Below are 17,058 nucleotides of genomic sequence, written 5' to 3'. Positions count from 1 at the left end.
GGGGGAAGCTGAAAATGAAAAAGATACGGCTTTCCTTTCAAGGGAGCTTGCTGGCAGGAGGCGTACTGTTTGGTCTGATCGTGCTGCTTGGGTTATTGGCTCCATGGGTCGCTCCTCATGATCCTCTTCAAGTGGATCTTTTGAACCGTCTGGCACCACCCAGTCGGAAATATCCTTTCGGTACGGATCATCTGGGTCGGGATGTGCTGTCAAGGCTAATTTACGGGATTCGGATGAGCGTGCTAATCGCATGTGCAATTACTGTAGCTACGTTGTGCTTCAGTCTGCCTATAGGGTTGCTCATTGGTTATGTGCGCGGACGCGTGGATCAGCTGGTTATGCGTGGAATCGACGGCGTACTGGCTTTTCCTGATATTATTTTAACGGTGGCAATTGTGGGCATTTTGGGTCCAGGTTTTGTTAACATGACCCTTGCGATTATTGCGGTACGGTGGGCGGGCTATGTCCGGTATATCCGTAGTCTGGTTCAAAAAGCCTGTCAGGAGGACTACGTTCGATATGCCCGTTTATCCGGCAATTCACACGTACGTATACTGAGCCGTTATGTATTGCCACAAGCGTTGCCGCAGTTGTTGGTTTATGCGGTATGGGATATCGGACGCGTGGTGCTGATGATCGCTGGGCTGTCCTTTCTTGGACTGGGTGTACAGCCGCCCAAGCCAGAGTGGGGCGTGATGCTGCATGATGCAACCTCGTATTTTCAGGTGGCTCCGCATGTCATGATTTTCCCGGGCTTGGCGATTATGCTGTTCGTACTTGCCTGCCAGCTTTTGGGCGACCGCTTTTCGGAAAAGGGGGCGGCCAAATAGTGGAGGATCAAACAGCCCTTGGGTGCAAGGATGCGATAGAACAAGTGGCAGGGCGAAAACCGTTGTTACACGTGGAACATTTGGAAATCTGCCGCACAGGCGTAGGAGCAAGCGGAAGCGGGAGCAAACTACTGCTGCGTGATGTGAGCTTTTCCATATATTCAGGGGAGATTGTGGCCCTGACCGGACCGAGTGGATGCGGCAAGAGCCTGACCGCACACGCAATCGCAGGCATGCTGGAGCCAGGTATTAATGTTACGCAAGGGCGTATCTACTATAACGGGGAAGACATTCTTCCGTTCCAGGAACGGCGCTGGCAAAGGCTACGCCAAGAGGATATTGCCCTGCTCATTCAACAATCGCTGAGCGGGTTGAACCCGATCCGGACTGTCCGCGCCCAGCTGATGGATACGCTTAGACTGCACGGGCGGCATTGGATGCCGCACGACCAGATGAAGCCGGGGCACGCTGGTGCTGCCCCATCCCACAATGCACCGCAGCAAGTCCACCCATTGGGCGTGCTGCCACGGATACGGCAGATGCTGAGCCGTGCCTCGGAGATAGCCAGAGGAGGCGCTACTCCAGTGCGAGAGGCCTATTTGTGCTCTCTGCTCCGCAAGGTTGGATTTGCAAATCCTGAGCATATTTTGTCATCATATCCTTTTGAACTAAGCGGAGGCATGTGTCAAAGGGTGCTGCTGGCTGCAATGTTAAGCTCCGGTCCGAGCCTCTTTATTGCCGATGAGCCTACTACGGCGTTGGATGTTATCAACCGCGATAAGGTTCTGGCATTGTTGCAACAATTGAGAGAAGACTTTGATCTCACCATATTGTTGATTTCACATGATCGCCAGAGTATGAGTCGCATAGCAGATCGAGTGTTGGAGATGAGCCCGGAAGGAAGGATGCACAAGTGATGCTGGAATTGAAGAATGTGACCAAAGCATACCCTGTCCGCAAACGGAGAAAAGGCTGGTTCAGCACGCAAGATAGCGAGCAGGCCGTGAAGAAGGTGAGTCTGGAGCTACGACAGGGGGAATGTCTCGGACTGGTTGGAGAAAGTGGAAGTGGCAAAAGCACGCTGGCACAATGTATTCTAGGGCTGGAGTCGTTGACTTCAGGAGAGATTTGGCTGGATGACCAGCCCATTCACACCGGAAGGATGAAGGATATTCAGCTGTACAAGCGAATTCAGTTGGTCGCACAGGATTCGTCGTCCTCGCTCCATCCTCGCATGACCATACGAGATATTTTGGAGGAGCCGATCCACAATTATTTTCCCGGACGAAAAGCGCAAGCACTGGATATTTGCCAGTCTTTACTGGAATCTGTGGGGCTGGACACGGAATGTCTGGTAAAGTACCCAACACAACTAAGTGGCGGGCAAAAACAGCGGGTATGTATTGCCCGAGCGTTGGCGGTGGAGCCCGATATTATCTTGTTCGATGAATCGATCGCCAATCTGGATACGACAACGCAGTTTTCCGTGCTGGGCATGCTTAAGAGAATGCAGCAGGAACGTGAGTTGTCCTACCTATTCATCACTCACGATCTCCAATCTACTCGTCAGTTTTGTGACCGCGTTGCCGTTATGGTTCAGGGGGAGATCGTGGAAATATTTAAGGAATGGGATAAGGACTTGTTACAGCATGAGTACACACGTACTCTGTTTCAAACGTTGGCGAATTAAGCCATAAATTTAATATTCTACAAATTTAAAATAAATAAGAGGATGGCTTGTCGAATGTTGTTGACAAAATAGAACGTGGTACCTATTCTAAATATGATTATGATAATCATTATCACATATATAGAAAAGGGGAAATACATTGATGTCCGTTCGACACCGCAAGACTGCCACCCTTATGTTGGTGGCGCTCCTCTTATTATCCGTTGTTTTGGGCTGCGCGAAGCAGGAGAACACACCTGCATCCACCTCTACTGAGGGAGCTGCCAATGAAAAGTCGATCACGCTATCGTGGCCGCGTGACATTGGTACGATGAATCCTCACGTATACAATCCTTCCCAACTTTTTGCACAATCCATGGTTTATGAGCCGTTAGTCAGCTACAAGCAAGGAGGCAAGCTGGAGCCTGCTTTGGCTGAATCCTGGACCATTTCCAAGGACGGCAAAATATATACATTTAAGCTGCACAAAGGTGTGAAATTTTCGGATGGAACGCTATTTAATGCAGCCATTGTCAAAAAGAACTTTGACGCTATTATGAAAAATCAGAAGACCCACAGCTGGCTTGGTATAGTAGGCGTTCTCGACAAAACTGAAGCTGTAGATGACAGCACCTTCCGAATGACGCTCAAAGAGCCATACTATCCAGTGCTTCAGGATTTGTCTGTCGTTCGCCCGTTCCGTTTTCTGGGTGAAGCGGGGTTCCCGGATGATGGAGATACGTCCAAAGGAATCAAGAAACCTGTAGGTACAGGACCTTGGATGCTGGATGAATACAAGCAAGATGAATATGCAACCTTTAAGCGTAATCCAAATTATTGGGGCACTGCACCAAAGGTGGATAAAATTACGGTAAAAATCATTCCCGATGGCGAAACCCGTGTAATGGCCTTTGAAAAAGGCGACTTGGATCTGATTTATGGAGAGGGTGTCATTAGTCTGGATGCTTTCAAACAGCTTCGCGACACGAATCAGTATGTTACCACGCTGTCCGAGCCTGTCGGTACAAGAAGCCTGTTACTCAACTCATCCAATCCCAAGCTGGCAGACCTTCGGGTACGTCTGGCACTCCAGCATGGCTTTAACAAGCAGGCAATGGTGGAAGGTGTAACCTCAGGTCTGGAGGAAACAGCGGATACGGTTTTATCCAAAAACTATCCGTATACGAATGTAAACTTACAGCCTGTTGGCTATGATGTGGAAAAATCCAAATCGTTGCTGGATGAGGCTGGCTGGAAGCTGCCCGCAGGCGGTACAGTACGGGAAAAAGACGGACAACAGCTGGATTTTGAGCTGATTTTTGATAAGACTGATCCGATCCAAAAGGCGATGGCTGAAACCATTCAGGCTGAATGGGGAGAACTGGGTGTCAAAGTGAACCTGACCGGACTGGAGCTGACGGTTCAAATTAAGCGCCTTAGATCCAACCAGTTTGATCTGTACTTCTGGTACAACTATGGTGCGCCTTATGATCCGCATTCCTTTATTAATGTTATTGCTAAGAAGAGCTTCGGAATTTCCGAGGTGCTGAGCGCCCTTCCGATGAAGAAAGACCTGGATCAGCAAGTACACCAAGCGCTCTCATCGACAGATGAAACCAAGCGCCAAGAGCTGTATGCTTCGATTCTGAAGACGCTCCAGGAGCAATCTGCCATTGTACCTATTTCGTATATTAAGAAAACGGCAGTGTACCAGAAAAAGATTACAAACTTTGTATTCCCGGCTAATCGGGATGAAAATCCGTTTGAGGGAATTGAAATCGGAAAGTAGCTGAAGCCGATAGGTAACGGTAGTTTACAGGATAGGAGGACAACTCATGATCAGCTATATCGGGAAGCGAATGGTAGCGGTCATTCCTATTGTTCTCTTTGCCACCCTCGTTACCTTTGCACTCATTCATATTTCACCAGTTGATCCGGCCGAGGCCTATTTGACGGCTGCTCATATTTACCCTACTCCAGAGATTCTGGAGCAGAAAAGACATGAGTTCGGGCTGGATCAGCCTTTGCTGACGCAGTATATGCATACACTTCAAAGAATCAGTCAATTGGACTTTGGTACTTCGTATCTAACCAACAAGCCGGTGTGGGATGAGGTCAAGGTTCGGCTGCCCGCCACTTTTGAATTGGCTGTGAGCAGTATGTTGCTATCTATTGTGGTAAGTATTCCGCTGGGCGTGCTGGCGGCGATGCGTAAAAATGGCTGGATCGACCTGCTTAGTCGAGGAATTTCATATTTTGGCGCGTCTATACCCCAGTTCTGGCTGGGATATTTGTTAATCTTCTTTTTCTCTGTCCGATTGGATTGGCTCCCTGTAGAGGGGCGAGGAACGTGGCAGCATCTGGTGTTGCCCACGTTAACCCTGTCGCTGGTTCTGATTGCTTTATATACGCGCCTGCTGCGTTCCAGTGTGTTGGAGCAGCTTCAGGAAACGTATGTGCAGTATGCCAGAACTCGAGGAATCCGTGAGCGGGTGATCATGCTCAAGCATGTACTGAAAATTGCCATTGCTCCACTGATTACAAGTATGGGTATGAATCTGGGCAAGCTTCTGACCGGAACAATTATTGTGGAGCAGGTGTTTTCATGGCCCGGGTTTGGCCGTTATTTTGTGGAAGCGATTTTTAACCGGGATATTCCCGTCATACAATGCTATGTATTTTTGGCGGCATGCCTGTTCATCGTATGCAATTTGCTCGTTGATCTGGTGCAATTGTATATGGACCCCCGAATTTCATCGAAGGGACGAGCAGAGCAGTGATGATAAGGTTGCGTACAATGTTCAAAGGTCAAAAGGTAATCGTGGTCTGCTCTGTCGTACTGGTTGCTCTTTTTATCATTATGGCGCTAGCTCCTTGGCTGGCTCCCCATGATCCGGTTAAAGTCAATTTACTGCACAAGCTGGAGGGACCTTCGAAAGAATACTGGCTGGGGACCGATCATTTGGGTCGATGCAATTTATCCCGGTTGCTGTATGGAGCGCGGATTTCCCTCGGCTTTGCGACATTAATTTTCCTGTCCTCGCTTAGTATCGGCGTTGTGATCGGGTCGCTTGCAGGTTATGTGGGTGGCTGGGTCGATAGTGTGTTGATGCGGTTTTGCGAAGGTATTATGGCGTTTCCGAATTTGGTGCTTGTGCTGGGCATTGTCGGTATTTTTGGGCCGGGCCTCATGCAGGTGCTGCTTGCTTTAATGATGGTGCAGTGGGTGTATTATGCCAGAATGTGCCGCAATATGGTCGTCAGTCTGAAAGAACGGAATTTTATAGCTGCCGCAAGGATTAGCGGGTCCTCCTCAGGGGCCATTATCCGCCGGCATATCATTCCAAATGTACTAAGGCCGATTGTGGTCATTGGTACGCTGGAAATGGGCTGGGCGATCATGGATATTTCTGCGTTGTCTTTCCTCGGTTTGGGCATCCAACCGCCGACTCCCGAATGGGGCGCGATGATTCATGAGGGAACGGGATACATCCGCAGTCACCCGGAATTAATGATCTATCCGGGGGTTATGATTCTGATGGTGGTGATGGCCTTCAATATATTGGGGGAGGCGCTGTCCGACCGATACGGAATTGCCAAACGTCAGTAAAACAGGAGTGAGTTACAACGATGGACGACAGGGCGAAGGTGCTGGAGGTCAGCGGCTTACAGGTGAAGCTCAAAACCGATGCCGAGGCGGTATCTCTGCTAGAGCCAACTCATTTTGAGCTGAAAAGGGGACAAGTTCTGGGTCTTGTCGGTGAGAGTGGAAGCGGCAAAACGGTGACTTGTAAAGCATTGCTCCAACTGCTGGATCGCCAGACGATGGACGTGGAAGGTAGTGTCCGTCTGAACGGGCGTGAACTGAACGGAATGACGGCCGAGGAAATGCGGCGTATTCGGGGCAAGGAAATCGCGTTTATTATGCAAAATCCGATGAGCGCCTTTACGCCAGTGTATACGATCGGAGCTCAGTTTATGGAAACGGTCCGTACGCACACTGGATTAACCAAACGACAGGCCCGTGATCTTGCCATAACGGCTCTGGAAAATATGAATTTGCCCGATCCAGCCAAGCTGATGAAGCGTTACTCGTTTCAGTTGAGCGGCGGGATGCTGCAACGGGTCATGATCGCCATTTCCATGTGCCTGCGGCCAGCAGTGGTTATTGCCGATGAACCAACGACGGCGCTTGATGTGGTCAATCAGCTACAGGTGCTAAGAGAGCTGAATCGCTTGCGTACGGAATACAATACGTCCATTTTGCTGATCTCGCATGATCTGGGCGTCATTTCCCAATTGGCGGATGAAGTGGCTGTCATGCAGCAGGGTCGTATTGTTGAGCAGGCTGAGGTCCATCAGTTGTTCGATCACCCGCAGGATGAATATACGAAAATGCTGCTGCATGTCAGACCCAAGTTGTCCATTCGGGGCATGAATCAGGTAGGTGGTTAGTCGCCTGTTCGACAGTTACACTTTCAAAAGGGGAGCGAATGCGTATGCTACAAGTGAAGAAAGTAACTCATAGCTATGGAAGACGCAAATGGCTGGGCCGTTCTGAACCACGCCCCCCTGTGTTGGCTAACGTTTCACTTACTATAGAGAGTGGGTTTTGCCTAGGCTTACTTGGAACCAGTGGAGCCGGTAAAAGCACGCTGGGCAAGGTTATTCTGGGGCTGGAGAAGCCGCAGGAGGGTCAGGTGCTGTTCCAGGGACAGGACATTTATAATGCGAGCCCCCAAGTCCGCAGGGGAATGCGACGGGATATGCAGGTCGTATTTCAGGACTGCTACTCTGCTGTAAACCCCCGAATGACCGCCGGGCAGATTATTGGGGAGCCATTGGACAATTACGAACGGTTATCGGTGCAGGAACAAAAAAGAACGGTCGAAAGCCTACTGGAACGGGTCGGCCTCAAGCCAGAGGATCGGATTAAATATCCGCATCAGTTCAGTGGCGGACAATTGCAGCGGATCAATATTGCACGGGCGATTGCGCTCAAACCAAAGCTGATCGTGCTGGATGAGTCCGTCAGTAGCCTCGATATGGTTCACCAGATGCATATTTTATCCCTGCTGGGAGAACTGAAATCTTCGTTTGGATTGTCATATCTGTTCATCACGCATGATATTCGGGCAGCTTATGCTGTCTGCGATGGCATTGCTGTGATGGAGCAGGGGAGACTGATTGAGCGCTGTGATGAGAAGGATCAGATTTTTGAATCTGCTCATCCGGCTGTACGACGGTTGATCTCGTCCATTTTGCCGGAACATCCAGCAGAGCGTTTTCCGCTTCATGGATGACATTGGACCCGCAAGGGTCCTTTTTTTGTGCAACATATAGCTAAATAATCAATATGAAATTTACTTGTTGTATTATTTGAATAACCCGTTATAATATAAAATCATAGTAAATTACTTGGATATTAAAAAGGGGATGTCATAATATGAAGAAATCTGCTTTGGTAGCAGCGATTGGTCTATCTCTTGTGTTATTAACGGGTGCCTTAAGTGGATGTTCCTCGAAGGAGGCGGCATCGGGGGATAAGGTAATCTATGTCGGCACACAAAATGACTACCCACCGTTTGCTTTTACGAATGATAAAAACGAGCTGACTGGATACGATGTGGAAGTAGTCAAGGAGATCGACAAGAAGCTGGACGGCTATAAGATTGAATTTGTGCCTTCGGGCTGGGATGCGATATTCCTTGCACTAGATTCAAATAAAGTTCAGATGATCGCCGATGAAGTTGCCAAAAATCCCGAACGTGAGAAGAAGTATTTGTTCTCGGATGAGTCCTATTTCTCGGCTCAGTCGGTTATTATTGTGAAAAAGGGTAGAACGGATATTCATTCCCTCAAGGATTTGGAAGGCAAGAAGGTAGCAGCCTCGGTAGGCGACTCCTACACACAGTTGCTGGAACAGTATAATGCGGAGAACGGAAATAAAATTATTTTGAAATACAATGATACAGGTACTTCGTCCGATAACCTTCAAGACGTGCAAAATGGCCGAGTGGACGCTTATGTGAATGATCCGGTTATGGCGGCGGCAACAATCAAGAAGGAAGGCTTGCAGGTGGAAGCTGTGGGTGAGCCGGTGCAAAGCGATAACATCAACCTGGTGTTCAAAAAGGATAAGCAGGGCGAAGAGCTGAAAGCTAAAATCGATCCGATTATTAAAGAGCTGAAAGCGGACGGAACACTGAAAAAATTGTCTCAACAGTGGACAGGTGGAGAATTTATTCCTCAGTAATAACAATGTAAAGGGTAAAGTGGGGTTCCTATGGAAAAGCTGTTTGATCTTGATTATATGCTGAAAAGCCTTCCCCAGATCGTCGAGTATCTTCCCGTGACCTTATGGATTGCGTTTGTGTCCATGCTGCTGGGTGGGATCATCGGGTTAGCTACGGCCTTAATCCGGATATACAAGGTGCCTGTCTTGGCGCCATTGTCTACGTTGTATGTCTCGTACATTCGGGGAACACCGCTCATTGTGCAGCTGTTTCTCGTATATTACGGAATACCCAAGTTTCTGTATTATTTCCAGAGCGAATATGGATTCTTACAGCAATTCAATGTCTATGTCATCCCGCCCGAGCTGTTTGCGTTGCTCTCATTTTCATTGAACCTCGGGGGATATTTGTCGGAGACGTTCCGGGCGGCGATTCATTCAGTCGACCGGGGACAATTTGAGGCTGCTAATTCCATCGGTATGAGCCAAACACAAATTATGCTCAAAATTGTATTGCCGCAGGCGTTGACGGTCGCTTTGCCCAATTTGGGAAACACGCTGATCAGTACGGTGAAGGATACGTCTTTTATTTTTATGATCGGTGTCGTCGATATGATGGGACAGGCTAAAATTATGGGCGCGCGAGCGTTGGCTTTTTTTGAGGTATATGTTGCGGTGTCTCTGATTTACTGGTTGGTGTGCATTATTATTGAGCGCGGGCTTGTCGTGCTGGAGAAGCGTATTCGAATTTACGAAAGAAGTGAGTAAGGGTATGATTCAACTTCATCAAATTCATAAGCATTTTGGACAGCATCACGTGTTGAAGGGCATAGACCTGACGGTAGGCAAGGGAGAAGTCGTAGTGATCCTGGGCCCAAGCGGATCGGGGAAGTCCACGCTGCTGCGCAGCATTAATTTTTTGGAACAGCCGACCAGTGGTGTTATTGAAATTGACGGTGTAAAGGTCGATGCCGCCAAGGCGGGAAAAAAGGACATTCTCGGACTACGGATGGCAACGGCAATGGTATTTCAGCAATATCAGTTGTTTAAAAATTTGAATGCACTCCACAATGTGATGATTGGTCTGACCAGTGTGAAAAAGCTGGATCGTAAGCAGGCGAGAGAGATCAGTGAAGGCATTCTGGAAAAGGTCGGGTTAAAGGATCGTATGACTTATTATCCTGCCCAGCTTTCGGGTGGACAGCAGCAGCGAGTTGCGATTGCCCGTGCTTTAGCACTAAATCCACAGGTGTTGTTGTTCGATGAACCGACATCCTCACTTGATCCTGAATTGGTGGATGAAGTGTTGTCCGTGATTCAAAAGGTGGCGAGTGAAGGCAATACGATGATTATTGTCACACATGAGCTTGGTTTTGCGAGAGATGTAGCGGATCGGGTTGTACTAATGGAGCATGGCGTGATCGTGGAGCAGGGACCCGTCGAGCAGTTTTTCACCAATCCGAAGGAAGAACGGACACGGCAGTTTCTGGGCAAAGCGTTGGTACAGTAGAGAGCGCCACAGGAGCAGCCTGTATCCCCATAAGAAGTACGTGGATGGGTTATAGGTATGTGCAGCGCTGTAGAGTATTGCACCTATAGTAAAAGCACGTTAGACAAGTCGCAGGAGGAAGGAAAGCCCGCGCTTGTTTGTCGTGCTTTTTTTGGCCCCTCATATCCCAAATTCTTTTCTATTGCAAAGTAGCTTATCACACTTATTCATGATAAATTCTAAGAACAATACAGTGAAGATGTAATCGGGAAGGAACATTGGCATATGAAAAAGGTTTTGTTCATTAATACCGGAGGGACCATTTCTTCCTCCTATCAGGAAAACGGCCTGACACCGACCCAATCGGCTGAAAATATTTTGGCGGAAATTCCGGAGCTGAAGGAGATTTGCGAGATTGATGCCCATAATCTGATGAGCATTGATAGCACAAATACACAACCTGAGGATTGGGCTTCTATCGCCCGGATGGTACATCGTTCGCTCGATCAATACGACGGTATTGTCATTGCACACGGCACGGATACGATGGCTTATACGGCTTCAGCCTTGAGCTTCATGCTGGGAACCGTAGACAAACCCGTCGTCGTGACAGGTTCGCAGGTTTCCATTTTGGCGGAGCACAGCGATTCCAAAAAAAATGTAATCGACTCATTCCTGACCGCATGTGGCGAGGTGGCCGGGGTTTTTGTCGTGTTTAACGGCAAAATTATTAACGGCAGCCGCAGCTCGAAGATCAGAACACGCAGCTATAATGCTTTTGAGAGTATTAACTATCCGTATATCGGACTCGTGGAGAACGGTAAGGTGGTCTATACGGAGGGCGTATTTGCAAATCGCGGTACCGCTCGTCACCCATACAACGACGGGTATGCTTCGGAGGTATTCCTGCTCAGGCTGATTCCGGGTACGAATCCGGCGATTTTCGATGCCATTCAGGGCTTGGGCTATAAAGGTATCGTCATTGAGGGCTTTGGTATGGGTGGCGTTCCTTTTAAAGAAAGAAGCCTGATCAGCAAAATCGAGGAGCTGATGAAGGACGGTATGAGTATTGTCGTGACTACTCAATGTCCTTATGAGGGCGGGGATTTGACGATTTACGAAGTGGGGCAAAAGGTACTGGAGAAGGGCGTTATTCCGGGGTATGACATGACAACGGAAGCGCTGGTGACGAAAATGATGTGGGCGTTGGGGCAGACGACCGACCCGGCAGGGGTAGCCAAGATTATGGCAACGAACTACGCGGACGAAGTTTCCTTGCCTGCGGATACAGCTTCCTTATAGGAAGCTGATTTCCGTAGATAAGAACAGGCATAAGAAAAAATACGGGGTTAACGCTGGGCTTGCCCCAGTCTGCCTTTAATCTCAACAGCCACTTTCAGCGCTTGTACAGCCGATTCCAGTGGAATCAGGCTTTCCGAATGTCCGCCAAAGCATTCAAGTGCATGATCCAAACTTTTTTCATAGGGATTGGCAGATTCGAGGTTGATTTTTTGCTGTCCTGATGCGGTATACTCATATAATGCGGTAGGTATAAGATCGTTTTCATCGCTTTCATGAAATACCAGCTTGGCCTTTTCAAAATAAGCCTCATAGGCCACTGTGAAGGGGTAGCTTCCCGGCATGTGGGATGAGGCGATGACTTCTGTGAATGTATCCCGATGCTGAAAGTAAGCCCGAACCTGTGCTTGTTCAGGATGGGTAACTTCTGTACCCCAGACTGTATATGGATCACAGGGGCCTAATAGCCAGGTCAATAAATCCAGTTCATGAATCATGAACTGAGTAGGAATGGAGCTTAGTCCAAGATCCCCCCACAGAGGAGGCGTTTCTCTTTTCAAAGATAAGGAGATGAGCTTCCCGTATTTCTGTTGGCGGTATGTCTCATACAGATAGGTATAGGCGGGGTCAAACTTAATGAACTGGTTGACCAGAATCTTTTTGCCATATTGCTTCTCAGCTTGTTGCATAAGAAGAGCGTCTTCGAGATCAAAGCAAACCGGTGTTTCACAAAATACATGCTTACCGTGCTTCAGCGCATCCACGGCATAGGACCTATGCAGCTGGGAGGGCAGGCATAGATCGACGATATCCACGTCTGGGTCCAGCAGAATATCCTCTATATTTTGTGTGACTTCTACGTTTAGCTCCTCTTTCAGCTTTTGCAGCTTGATTTCGTTCCTTCCAAATACCATGATTCTGTTTACTTTGGGATGGTTGTTTAACAGTGAGGCATGATACGCGCCGAATCCCGTCCCCAATATTCCAATATTCATCATCCATTACACCCCTTTACTTCTATGATACACACCTATTACTGCCAACAGGGTGTCAACAATCTTTGCATCATCTTTTCAATTCGGGTTAACCATCTATTGTGGAGGTATGATTGTGAGACTGCATCGTTTAATCGCGATTTTATTATGTATCGAATCTAGAGGGAGAATGAAGGCCAAAGAATTGGCGTTGGCACTGGAAACCTCTGTACGCTCTATTTACAGGGACATCGATCTCCTGGCTGAAGCCGGCGTTCCGATTGTTACCGCATCCGGCCCGAAGGGCGGAATTTATTTAATGGAGGGTTATACGGCGAACTTGAAACAGTTGAATGGCGGGGATGTTATTCAGTTGTATTTAACAGGGATGGGCATTTATACAGGCGGGCCCACGGAATCGGGTTTGAAGTTAAAGAATGCTCTGCTCAAACTGGAACAGACGATGCCAGACCCGTATCAGTCCGATATTAAGAAAGCCAAAGCGCGGTTTTATTTTGATGATACGCCGTGGTGGACGGAACGTATAGCCATTCCTTGTCTTGAGGCCGTGAGAACTGCAGTGTGGGGGTCACATAAAATAACCATTCAATATGAGAAAGCTGACGGAATCTGTTCTTCCCGTCATGTGCATCCCTATGGACTTGTGGTGAAAAAAGGAGATAAATGATTAAAAAAACACCTGCCTAGGGCAGATGCTTTGCTTGTTAAGTCCAGGCCCAGAGAAATCCGTCACGATCCCAGGCAATTCTGCCACCATGAAGCTTGCGGAATGCTTTTTTGATTTCTTTTTCCAGAGATACATGACCATGCTCGCTTATAAATACATACTGCTCTCCATACTCAGAGCGTACATATGCAATTGCATCTTCTTGTTTCAGGGTGCCCACTTCACGGATCTGCGCGACCATCCATTGTGCAATCTCTTGTTCTGTTGTAGGGGTGTTGTCCATTTGTTGTATCCTTTCCTGCGTACCGATTGGGTGTAGCTGTTCGGCTCACCTCCCCGTAGTATACGGCAATTCGGAGAATTATTGAATTTTTTGATATAAATTTACTTGAGCAGTTGGCTAAGTGGGCTTTCTTTTGTATAATTAAGGGAATATTCACGGGAATTTTCTTTTTTTGTATTGTAATCATGCAAGTAATCCCTGGGGGTGCCTGATTTGAAGGAAACAACCACAATTCGCGCAGAGCTGGAGCAGTACATCAGACGAGAAGGAATTACGATTAGTAAGTTTGGGGAGAACACAGGTATTAATGCAGGAACGATCAGTGCCATTATTAACGGTAATCGTCCGATTGCGATGCTGCTGTTGGATCGGATTGGTGCAGGCATGGGGCTTGAAGAAGGGAGCCTCTATGAGTTATACATTGATGAATTTATACGGAATACGGCACCGAATTGGCGACGGGTTCGTCCCTTTTTGCATCGCTGTGCAGAGCTGAACAAACTGGATTGTATTAAGCAAGTCGTGGAGTTTATGATGGACTATCTCATATACGCCCCAGCTTTATTTGAGACAGCAGAAGAATTATTCAGTGAAGGTAAGTTCGAGGCTGCGGCAATTATTTATAAAAATGTTTCGGAAAGTGAGAAGTACCAACATTCAGAGCGTCTGGCGCTCTGCCAATACCGTTTATTTACGATTGCCGTTGGCGATGACCAGGACGAAAATTTATGGGCAGCCACACACTTTGAAAGTTTTGTGGAGCGATTGGGTGAAGCAGACCAACTGGATGCCTTAAGAGACCTGGCTAATACCTATGCCTCCTTGCGGCGTTGGGATAAAGTAGAATGGTTTGCTGAAAAAATGGGTCACAGGGCCAAGGTGCAATACGAACAAAAATACGGGAATACCAGAAGATCAGAGCGTGGCAAGGAACCCAAGGGTCCTTTGTTTATGTATATTGTATACTCTTACGTGTTGCGTGCCGGGGTGTGGGATGAGCGCGGGGATTATCAGAAGGCGCTGGAGTATGTATCGCTATACTCTGATTTGAGCTGGGTGCAAGAGGATACGGAAGAAGCTCGGCGTTTGAAGGCCCTTTGTAGCAACTGGGCTGAGGCCAACGGGTATTTGTATCAGTTGATGTCAGGCAGCTTGGATGTGATTCCACAATATGTGGATTATTTGGAAAAAAACGAAGGCGAAATTCTGGTGGGGTTGCATAAAATTATGGTAGCGGCCAACCGTTATGATTTTAATGTGGATCATGTACTGCAACGTTTTGAAAAACAAATTGAGGCATTTGCAGATCAGCATGTCAAGGTAGGCACCTATACGGAGCAAATGTCAGCAGATCTTTATGCACGATTTTTGGCAGAGATGGCTTGTTATGATCTCAACAAACACCGTTATACCAAAGGCATGAAATTCTTGCTTGAGAGTCTTTCCTATTCTGTAGTGCTGAATGGTAATCCTGTCACCATTAAATGTGTAGGACTATTTGAAAAGTATCGGCATACTGCCACTTCTGAGGACAAAGAGGAATATAAAAACTTACTTGGAGAGGTAGAGTACATCCATGATAAAAAAGATCGTTTTTTCTCTGCTCGCATTTAATGTTTTTGTCCTATTGAATTTTTCACCCGTTACCCCCCCTATGGAAGATCCTAGCGACGTCCACAGTCATGGGTTAGGGGGATGGGCTTTTTCATCCCTTGAACCATCCGCTTAGAGGATCTAGAAAGCGGCATTCAAAAAGGTATTCTCTTATGAAGAAGAGGATACCTTTTTTTGATGTGAAGTGCATTTGAAGGAGCACTTTTGCCGTCAAGAGTGGGGAGCTGGAAGTTGAGCAGGCGGAAACCAGACATGACGTAGATCCACCCAGCCCTGACTGTTAAAAGATACGCCACGTACAGAAGGGAGATAGGCCGTCTGAACGGGCTTTTCATATAAAATATGCAGCTGGTGCTCATCCATGAGCCGAGTTTCGATATGTTCGAATTGCTGCGCCCTAACAGTATGATCGGCCTCCCGTGCAATTTCACGCAGCAGTCTTTCGATATCCACACGGCTATGAGGCTCCACATGCCCAGATACATTGAGATACAAGTCAAACAGGCGTAATTGCTCATCACGGTCACGAAAGAGAGAAAAGATGATTAAGTCTGACTCCATACGGATAGATGAGCTTTTGAATTCGTTCATAGATGCGGCCACGATGTTACAGGTATACCCACAGGATTCGAGCTGAGCCGCAACCCGGTCTGCGTCTGCTTTATACTCGGGAATGGTAGCAATTTGCAGCGCCGCCAGAGGTTCATAAGAATCGTTAGATGAATCCACTGCTGGAGGAAGGGAGCGATGATCGAGACATGCTACAATGCGGGCACGTATTTCTGGATTGCGTAGTGGTCCATCCTTATGTGTATTACATGTGATAAATTTGCGTACCGAAGCCGCCGAGTGAATCTGGCTCCATGCGGTATCCGTATCTCCCGCCGATACGGGATTATGGATAATGTGAAAAGAAGAAGCGGTGTCTTCCGTATCCGACGATTCCAGCTTAGTCGCCCATGGGAGTTGGACAATTTCCACTCGGTCCAGATGAGCCCGGCCTTGAAAATAAGGTGCGAAAGCCTCCAGTGTACACAGGCTTTCGTTCATTTCCGTGACTTTGAATGCCCCTGTACCGACAGGGCGGATGCCAAAGGCGGCTTCACCCACCTGATTAAGTTCACGCGGCACAATCGCAGCCCGGCTGGTACACAGGAAGGATAGAAACAGCTCGTTCGGCTCCTTTAGTACGAAGCGTACTATCGTTGGACTTAGCGCCTGGACGTGCTGAATTTGCCGGACGATAAAATGGTAAAGTCTCCTTCCCGGCGCCCGACTCAGTCGCTCAAAGGTATAGACGACGTCTTCAGCGGTCAGTATTTTTCCGTTATGAAACAGCACTTCTTTACGCAGGAAAAAGGTCCACTGTGTACGAGTGGTGTCCACCTCCCAAGCGTGCGCCAATCCCGGCAAAATCTCGCCGCTTTCGTTCGCCCGGCGGGCTAGGCCATCAAAGACGTGGCTGGATACGAAGGACTCGGCGAGCCAGTTTAAATACAACGGGTCCAGTGTATAGAGCTGCTGGCGAATAGGCAGACGCAGCGTGTCGATCTGCTGCTGATCACTGCGCACCTCTGCGTGATGCCCAAAATAATTCAGCAACCAGCCTTGCAAATGCTCCTGCATGGTGGAGGAGCGTGAATGAACTCGAATTTCATCCAGCGCGCGTTTGATATCATGGCGGTCTATGGCTTGCATCATGGATTGCACGGCAATGTCTTCCGGTTGAATGAGGAAGCGCAGACTGGAGCGACGACCTCTGCCTCGGCGGGGAGTCCATTGTATCCAGTCATGCTGCTCCATTTTCTGAATGATCATCAAGGCGTTGCGGTGAGTACAGTCAAAAATAGCCGCAAGCTCATCCAGCGTCGTCTCTATGGTATGGTTTTCGTCCTTGTTGTCAGCTGCGTGGGAGTGAAGCCGTAAAAATTGGGCATGGAGTTTCATTCAAGGTTGCTCCGTTTCCCCTATATTTGA

Annotated in this window: 16 protein-coding genes and 1 pseudogene; 14 read left to right on the top strand and 3 right to left on the bottom strand. The window is 48.1% G+C overall.

Annotated elements, in window-relative coordinates:
- Positions 1-14 precede the first annotated feature (14 nt).
- The 12 genes from ACWGXJ_RS24385 to ACWGXJ_RS24330 all read left to right on the top strand — a co-directional run bounded on the left by ACWGXJ_RS24385 (position 15) and on the right by ACWGXJ_RS24330 (position 11,525).
- A complete protein-coding gene (locus ACWGXJ_RS24385; protein ID WP_250266973.1) occupies positions 15-830 on the top strand; it encodes an ABC transporter permease in 816 nt (271 codons plus the stop codon).
- A complete protein-coding gene (locus ACWGXJ_RS24380) occupies positions 830-1,747 on the top strand; it encodes an ATP-binding cassette domain-containing protein (protein ID WP_452567763.1) in 918 nt (305 codons plus the stop codon). The genes ACWGXJ_RS24385 and ACWGXJ_RS24380 overlap by 1 nt, the downstream gene beginning before the upstream one ends.
- Positions 1,744-2,520: an ABC transporter ATP-binding protein gene (locus tag ACWGXJ_RS24375; RefSeq protein WP_452567762.1), complete on the top strand. Its 777-nt coding sequence runs from the start codon at positions 1,744-1,746 to the stop codon at positions 2,518-2,520. The genes ACWGXJ_RS24380 and ACWGXJ_RS24375 overlap by 4 nt, the downstream gene beginning before the upstream one ends.
- A 142-nt stretch (positions 2,521-2,662) precedes the next feature.
- Entirely contained in the window at positions 2,663-4,288 is a 1,626-nt protein-coding gene (nikA, locus tag ACWGXJ_RS24370; RefSeq protein WP_452567761.1) for a nickel ABC transporter substrate-binding protein, read from the top strand.
- Positions 4,289-4,334: 46 nt separating this feature from the next.
- Positions 4,335-5,279 carry a nickel ABC transporter permease subunit NikB gene (nikB, locus tag ACWGXJ_RS24365; protein ID WP_452567760.1) on the top strand — a complete coding sequence of 315 codons (945 nt, stop codon included), beginning with the start codon at positions 4,335-4,337 and terminating at the stop codon, positions 5,277-5,279.
- A complete protein-coding gene (gene nikC, locus ACWGXJ_RS24360) occupies positions 5,279-6,109 on the top strand; it encodes a nickel ABC transporter permease subunit NikC (protein WP_452567951.1) in 831 nt (276 codons plus the stop codon). The genes nikB and nikC overlap by 1 nt, the downstream gene beginning before the upstream one ends.
- A 20-nt stretch (positions 6,110-6,129) precedes the next feature.
- Complete coding sequence (locus ACWGXJ_RS24355; RefSeq protein WP_452567759.1) at positions 6,130-6,954, top strand: ABC transporter ATP-binding protein; 825 nt, start codon at positions 6,130-6,132, stop codon at positions 6,952-6,954.
- Positions 6,955-6,992: 38 nt separating this feature from the next.
- Complete coding sequence (gene nikE / locus ACWGXJ_RS24350; RefSeq protein ID WP_039271913.1) at positions 6,993-7,802, top strand: nickel import ATP-binding protein NikE; 810 nt, start codon at positions 6,993-6,995, stop codon at positions 7,800-7,802.
- A 143-nt stretch (positions 7,803-7,945) separates the two neighbouring features.
- Positions 7,946-8,755, top strand: a complete 810-nt coding sequence (locus tag ACWGXJ_RS24345; RefSeq protein WP_452567758.1) for a transporter substrate-binding domain-containing protein — start codon at positions 7,946-7,948, stop codon at positions 8,753-8,755.
- A gap of 30 nt (positions 8,756-8,785) precedes the next feature.
- Positions 8,786-9,502 (top strand): amino acid ABC transporter permease, encoded by a 717-nt coding sequence (locus ACWGXJ_RS24340; protein ID WP_013312615.1) that lies wholly within the window; start codon positions 8,786-8,788, stop codon positions 9,500-9,502.
- Positions 9,503-9,506: 4 nt separating this feature from the next.
- Positions 9,507-10,244 (top strand): amino acid ABC transporter ATP-binding protein, encoded by a 738-nt coding sequence (locus ACWGXJ_RS24335; protein ID WP_452567757.1) that lies wholly within the window; start codon positions 9,507-9,509, stop codon positions 10,242-10,244.
- A gap of 264 nt (positions 10,245-10,508) precedes the next feature.
- A complete protein-coding gene (locus ACWGXJ_RS24330) occupies positions 10,509-11,525 on the top strand; it encodes an asparaginase (protein WP_029518796.1) in 1,017 nt (338 codons plus the stop codon).
- A gap of 47 nt (positions 11,526-11,572) precedes the next feature.
- Here ACWGXJ_RS24330 and ACWGXJ_RS24325 read toward each other — a convergent pair whose 3' ends face one another.
- Positions 11,573-12,520: a Gfo/Idh/MocA family protein gene (locus tag ACWGXJ_RS24325; RefSeq protein ID WP_452567756.1), complete on the bottom strand. Its 948-nt coding sequence runs from the start codon at positions 12,518-12,520 to the stop codon at positions 11,573-11,575.
- A gap of 112 nt (positions 12,521-12,632) precedes the next feature.
- On the opposite strand from ACWGXJ_RS24325, the pseudogene ACWGXJ_RS24320 reads away from it, so the two are divergent.
- Positions 12,633-13,178: pseudogene (locus tag ACWGXJ_RS24320) on the top strand (helix-turn-helix transcriptional regulator); the annotation flags it as partial.
- 43 nt (positions 13,179-13,221) lie between these two features.
- Here ACWGXJ_RS24320 and ACWGXJ_RS24315 read toward each other — a convergent pair.
- Entirely contained in the window at positions 13,222-13,467 is a 246-nt protein-coding gene (locus ACWGXJ_RS24315) for a DUF6953 family protein (RefSeq protein WP_013312611.1), read from the bottom strand.
- Between the two features lie 213 nt (positions 13,468-13,680).
- On the opposite strand from ACWGXJ_RS24315, the gene ACWGXJ_RS24310 reads away from it, so the two are divergent.
- A complete protein-coding gene (locus tag ACWGXJ_RS24310; RefSeq protein WP_452567755.1) occupies positions 13,681-15,081 on the top strand; it encodes a transcriptional regulator in 1,401 nt (466 codons plus the stop codon).
- 210 nt (positions 15,082-15,291) lie between these two features.
- Here the strand turns inward: ACWGXJ_RS24310 and ACWGXJ_RS24305 are convergent, their stop codons facing one another.
- Positions 15,292-17,028, bottom strand: coding sequence for an ABC transporter substrate-binding protein (locus ACWGXJ_RS24305; protein WP_165178105.1), 1,737 nt, complete (start codon positions 17,026-17,028; stop codon positions 15,292-15,294).
- Between the last annotated feature and the right edge of the window lie 30 nt (positions 17,029-17,058).

It is taken from the genome of Paenibacillus sp. S33 (assembly GCF_053615415.1).
Note: the sequence above shows the minus strand (reverse complement) of the source record. Positions and strands in the feature narration are given on the sequence as shown.

Coding starts and splice junctions, on each gene's coding strand:
- ACWGXJ_RS24315 (WP_013312611.1), bottom strand. CDS start 13,467: ATGGACAACACCCCTACAACAGAACAAGAGATTGCACAATGGATGGTC.
- ACWGXJ_RS24340 (WP_013312615.1), top strand. CDS start 8,786: ATGGAAAAGCTGTTTGATCTTGATTATATGCTGAAAAGCCTTCCCCAG.
- nikB (WP_452567760.1), top strand. CDS start 4,335: ATGATCAGCTATATCGGGAAGCGAATGGTAGCGGTCATTCCTATTGTT.
- nikC (WP_452567951.1), top strand. CDS start 5,279: ATGATAAGGTTGCGTACAATGTTCAAAGGTCAAAAGGTAATCGTGGTC.
- nikA (WP_452567761.1), top strand. CDS start 2,663: ATGTCCGTTCGACACCGCAAGACTGCCACCCTTATGTTGGTGGCGCTC.
- ACWGXJ_RS24335 (WP_452567757.1), top strand. CDS start 9,507: ATGATTCAACTTCATCAAATTCATAAGCATTTTGGACAGCATCACGTG.
- nikE (WP_039271913.1), top strand. CDS start 6,993: ATGCGTATGCTACAAGTGAAGAAAGTAACTCATAGCTATGGAAGACGC.
- ACWGXJ_RS24355 (WP_452567759.1), top strand. CDS start 6,130: ATGGACGACAGGGCGAAGGTGCTGGAGGTCAGCGGCTTACAGGTGAAG.
- ACWGXJ_RS24305 (WP_165178105.1), bottom strand. CDS start 17,028: ATGAAACTCCATGCCCAATTTTTACGGCTTCACTCCCACGCAGCTGAC.
- ACWGXJ_RS24385 (WP_250266973.1), top strand. CDS start 15: ATGAAAAAGATACGGCTTTCCTTTCAAGGGAGCTTGCTGGCAGGAGGC.
- ACWGXJ_RS24330 (WP_029518796.1), top strand. CDS start 10,509: ATGAAAAAGGTTTTGTTCATTAATACCGGAGGGACCATTTCTTCCTCC.
- ACWGXJ_RS24345 (WP_452567758.1), top strand. CDS start 7,946: ATGAAGAAATCTGCTTTGGTAGCAGCGATTGGTCTATCTCTTGTGTTA.
- ACWGXJ_RS24325 (WP_452567756.1), bottom strand. CDS start 12,520: ATGATGAATATTGGAATATTGGGGACGGGATTCGGCGCGTATCATGCC.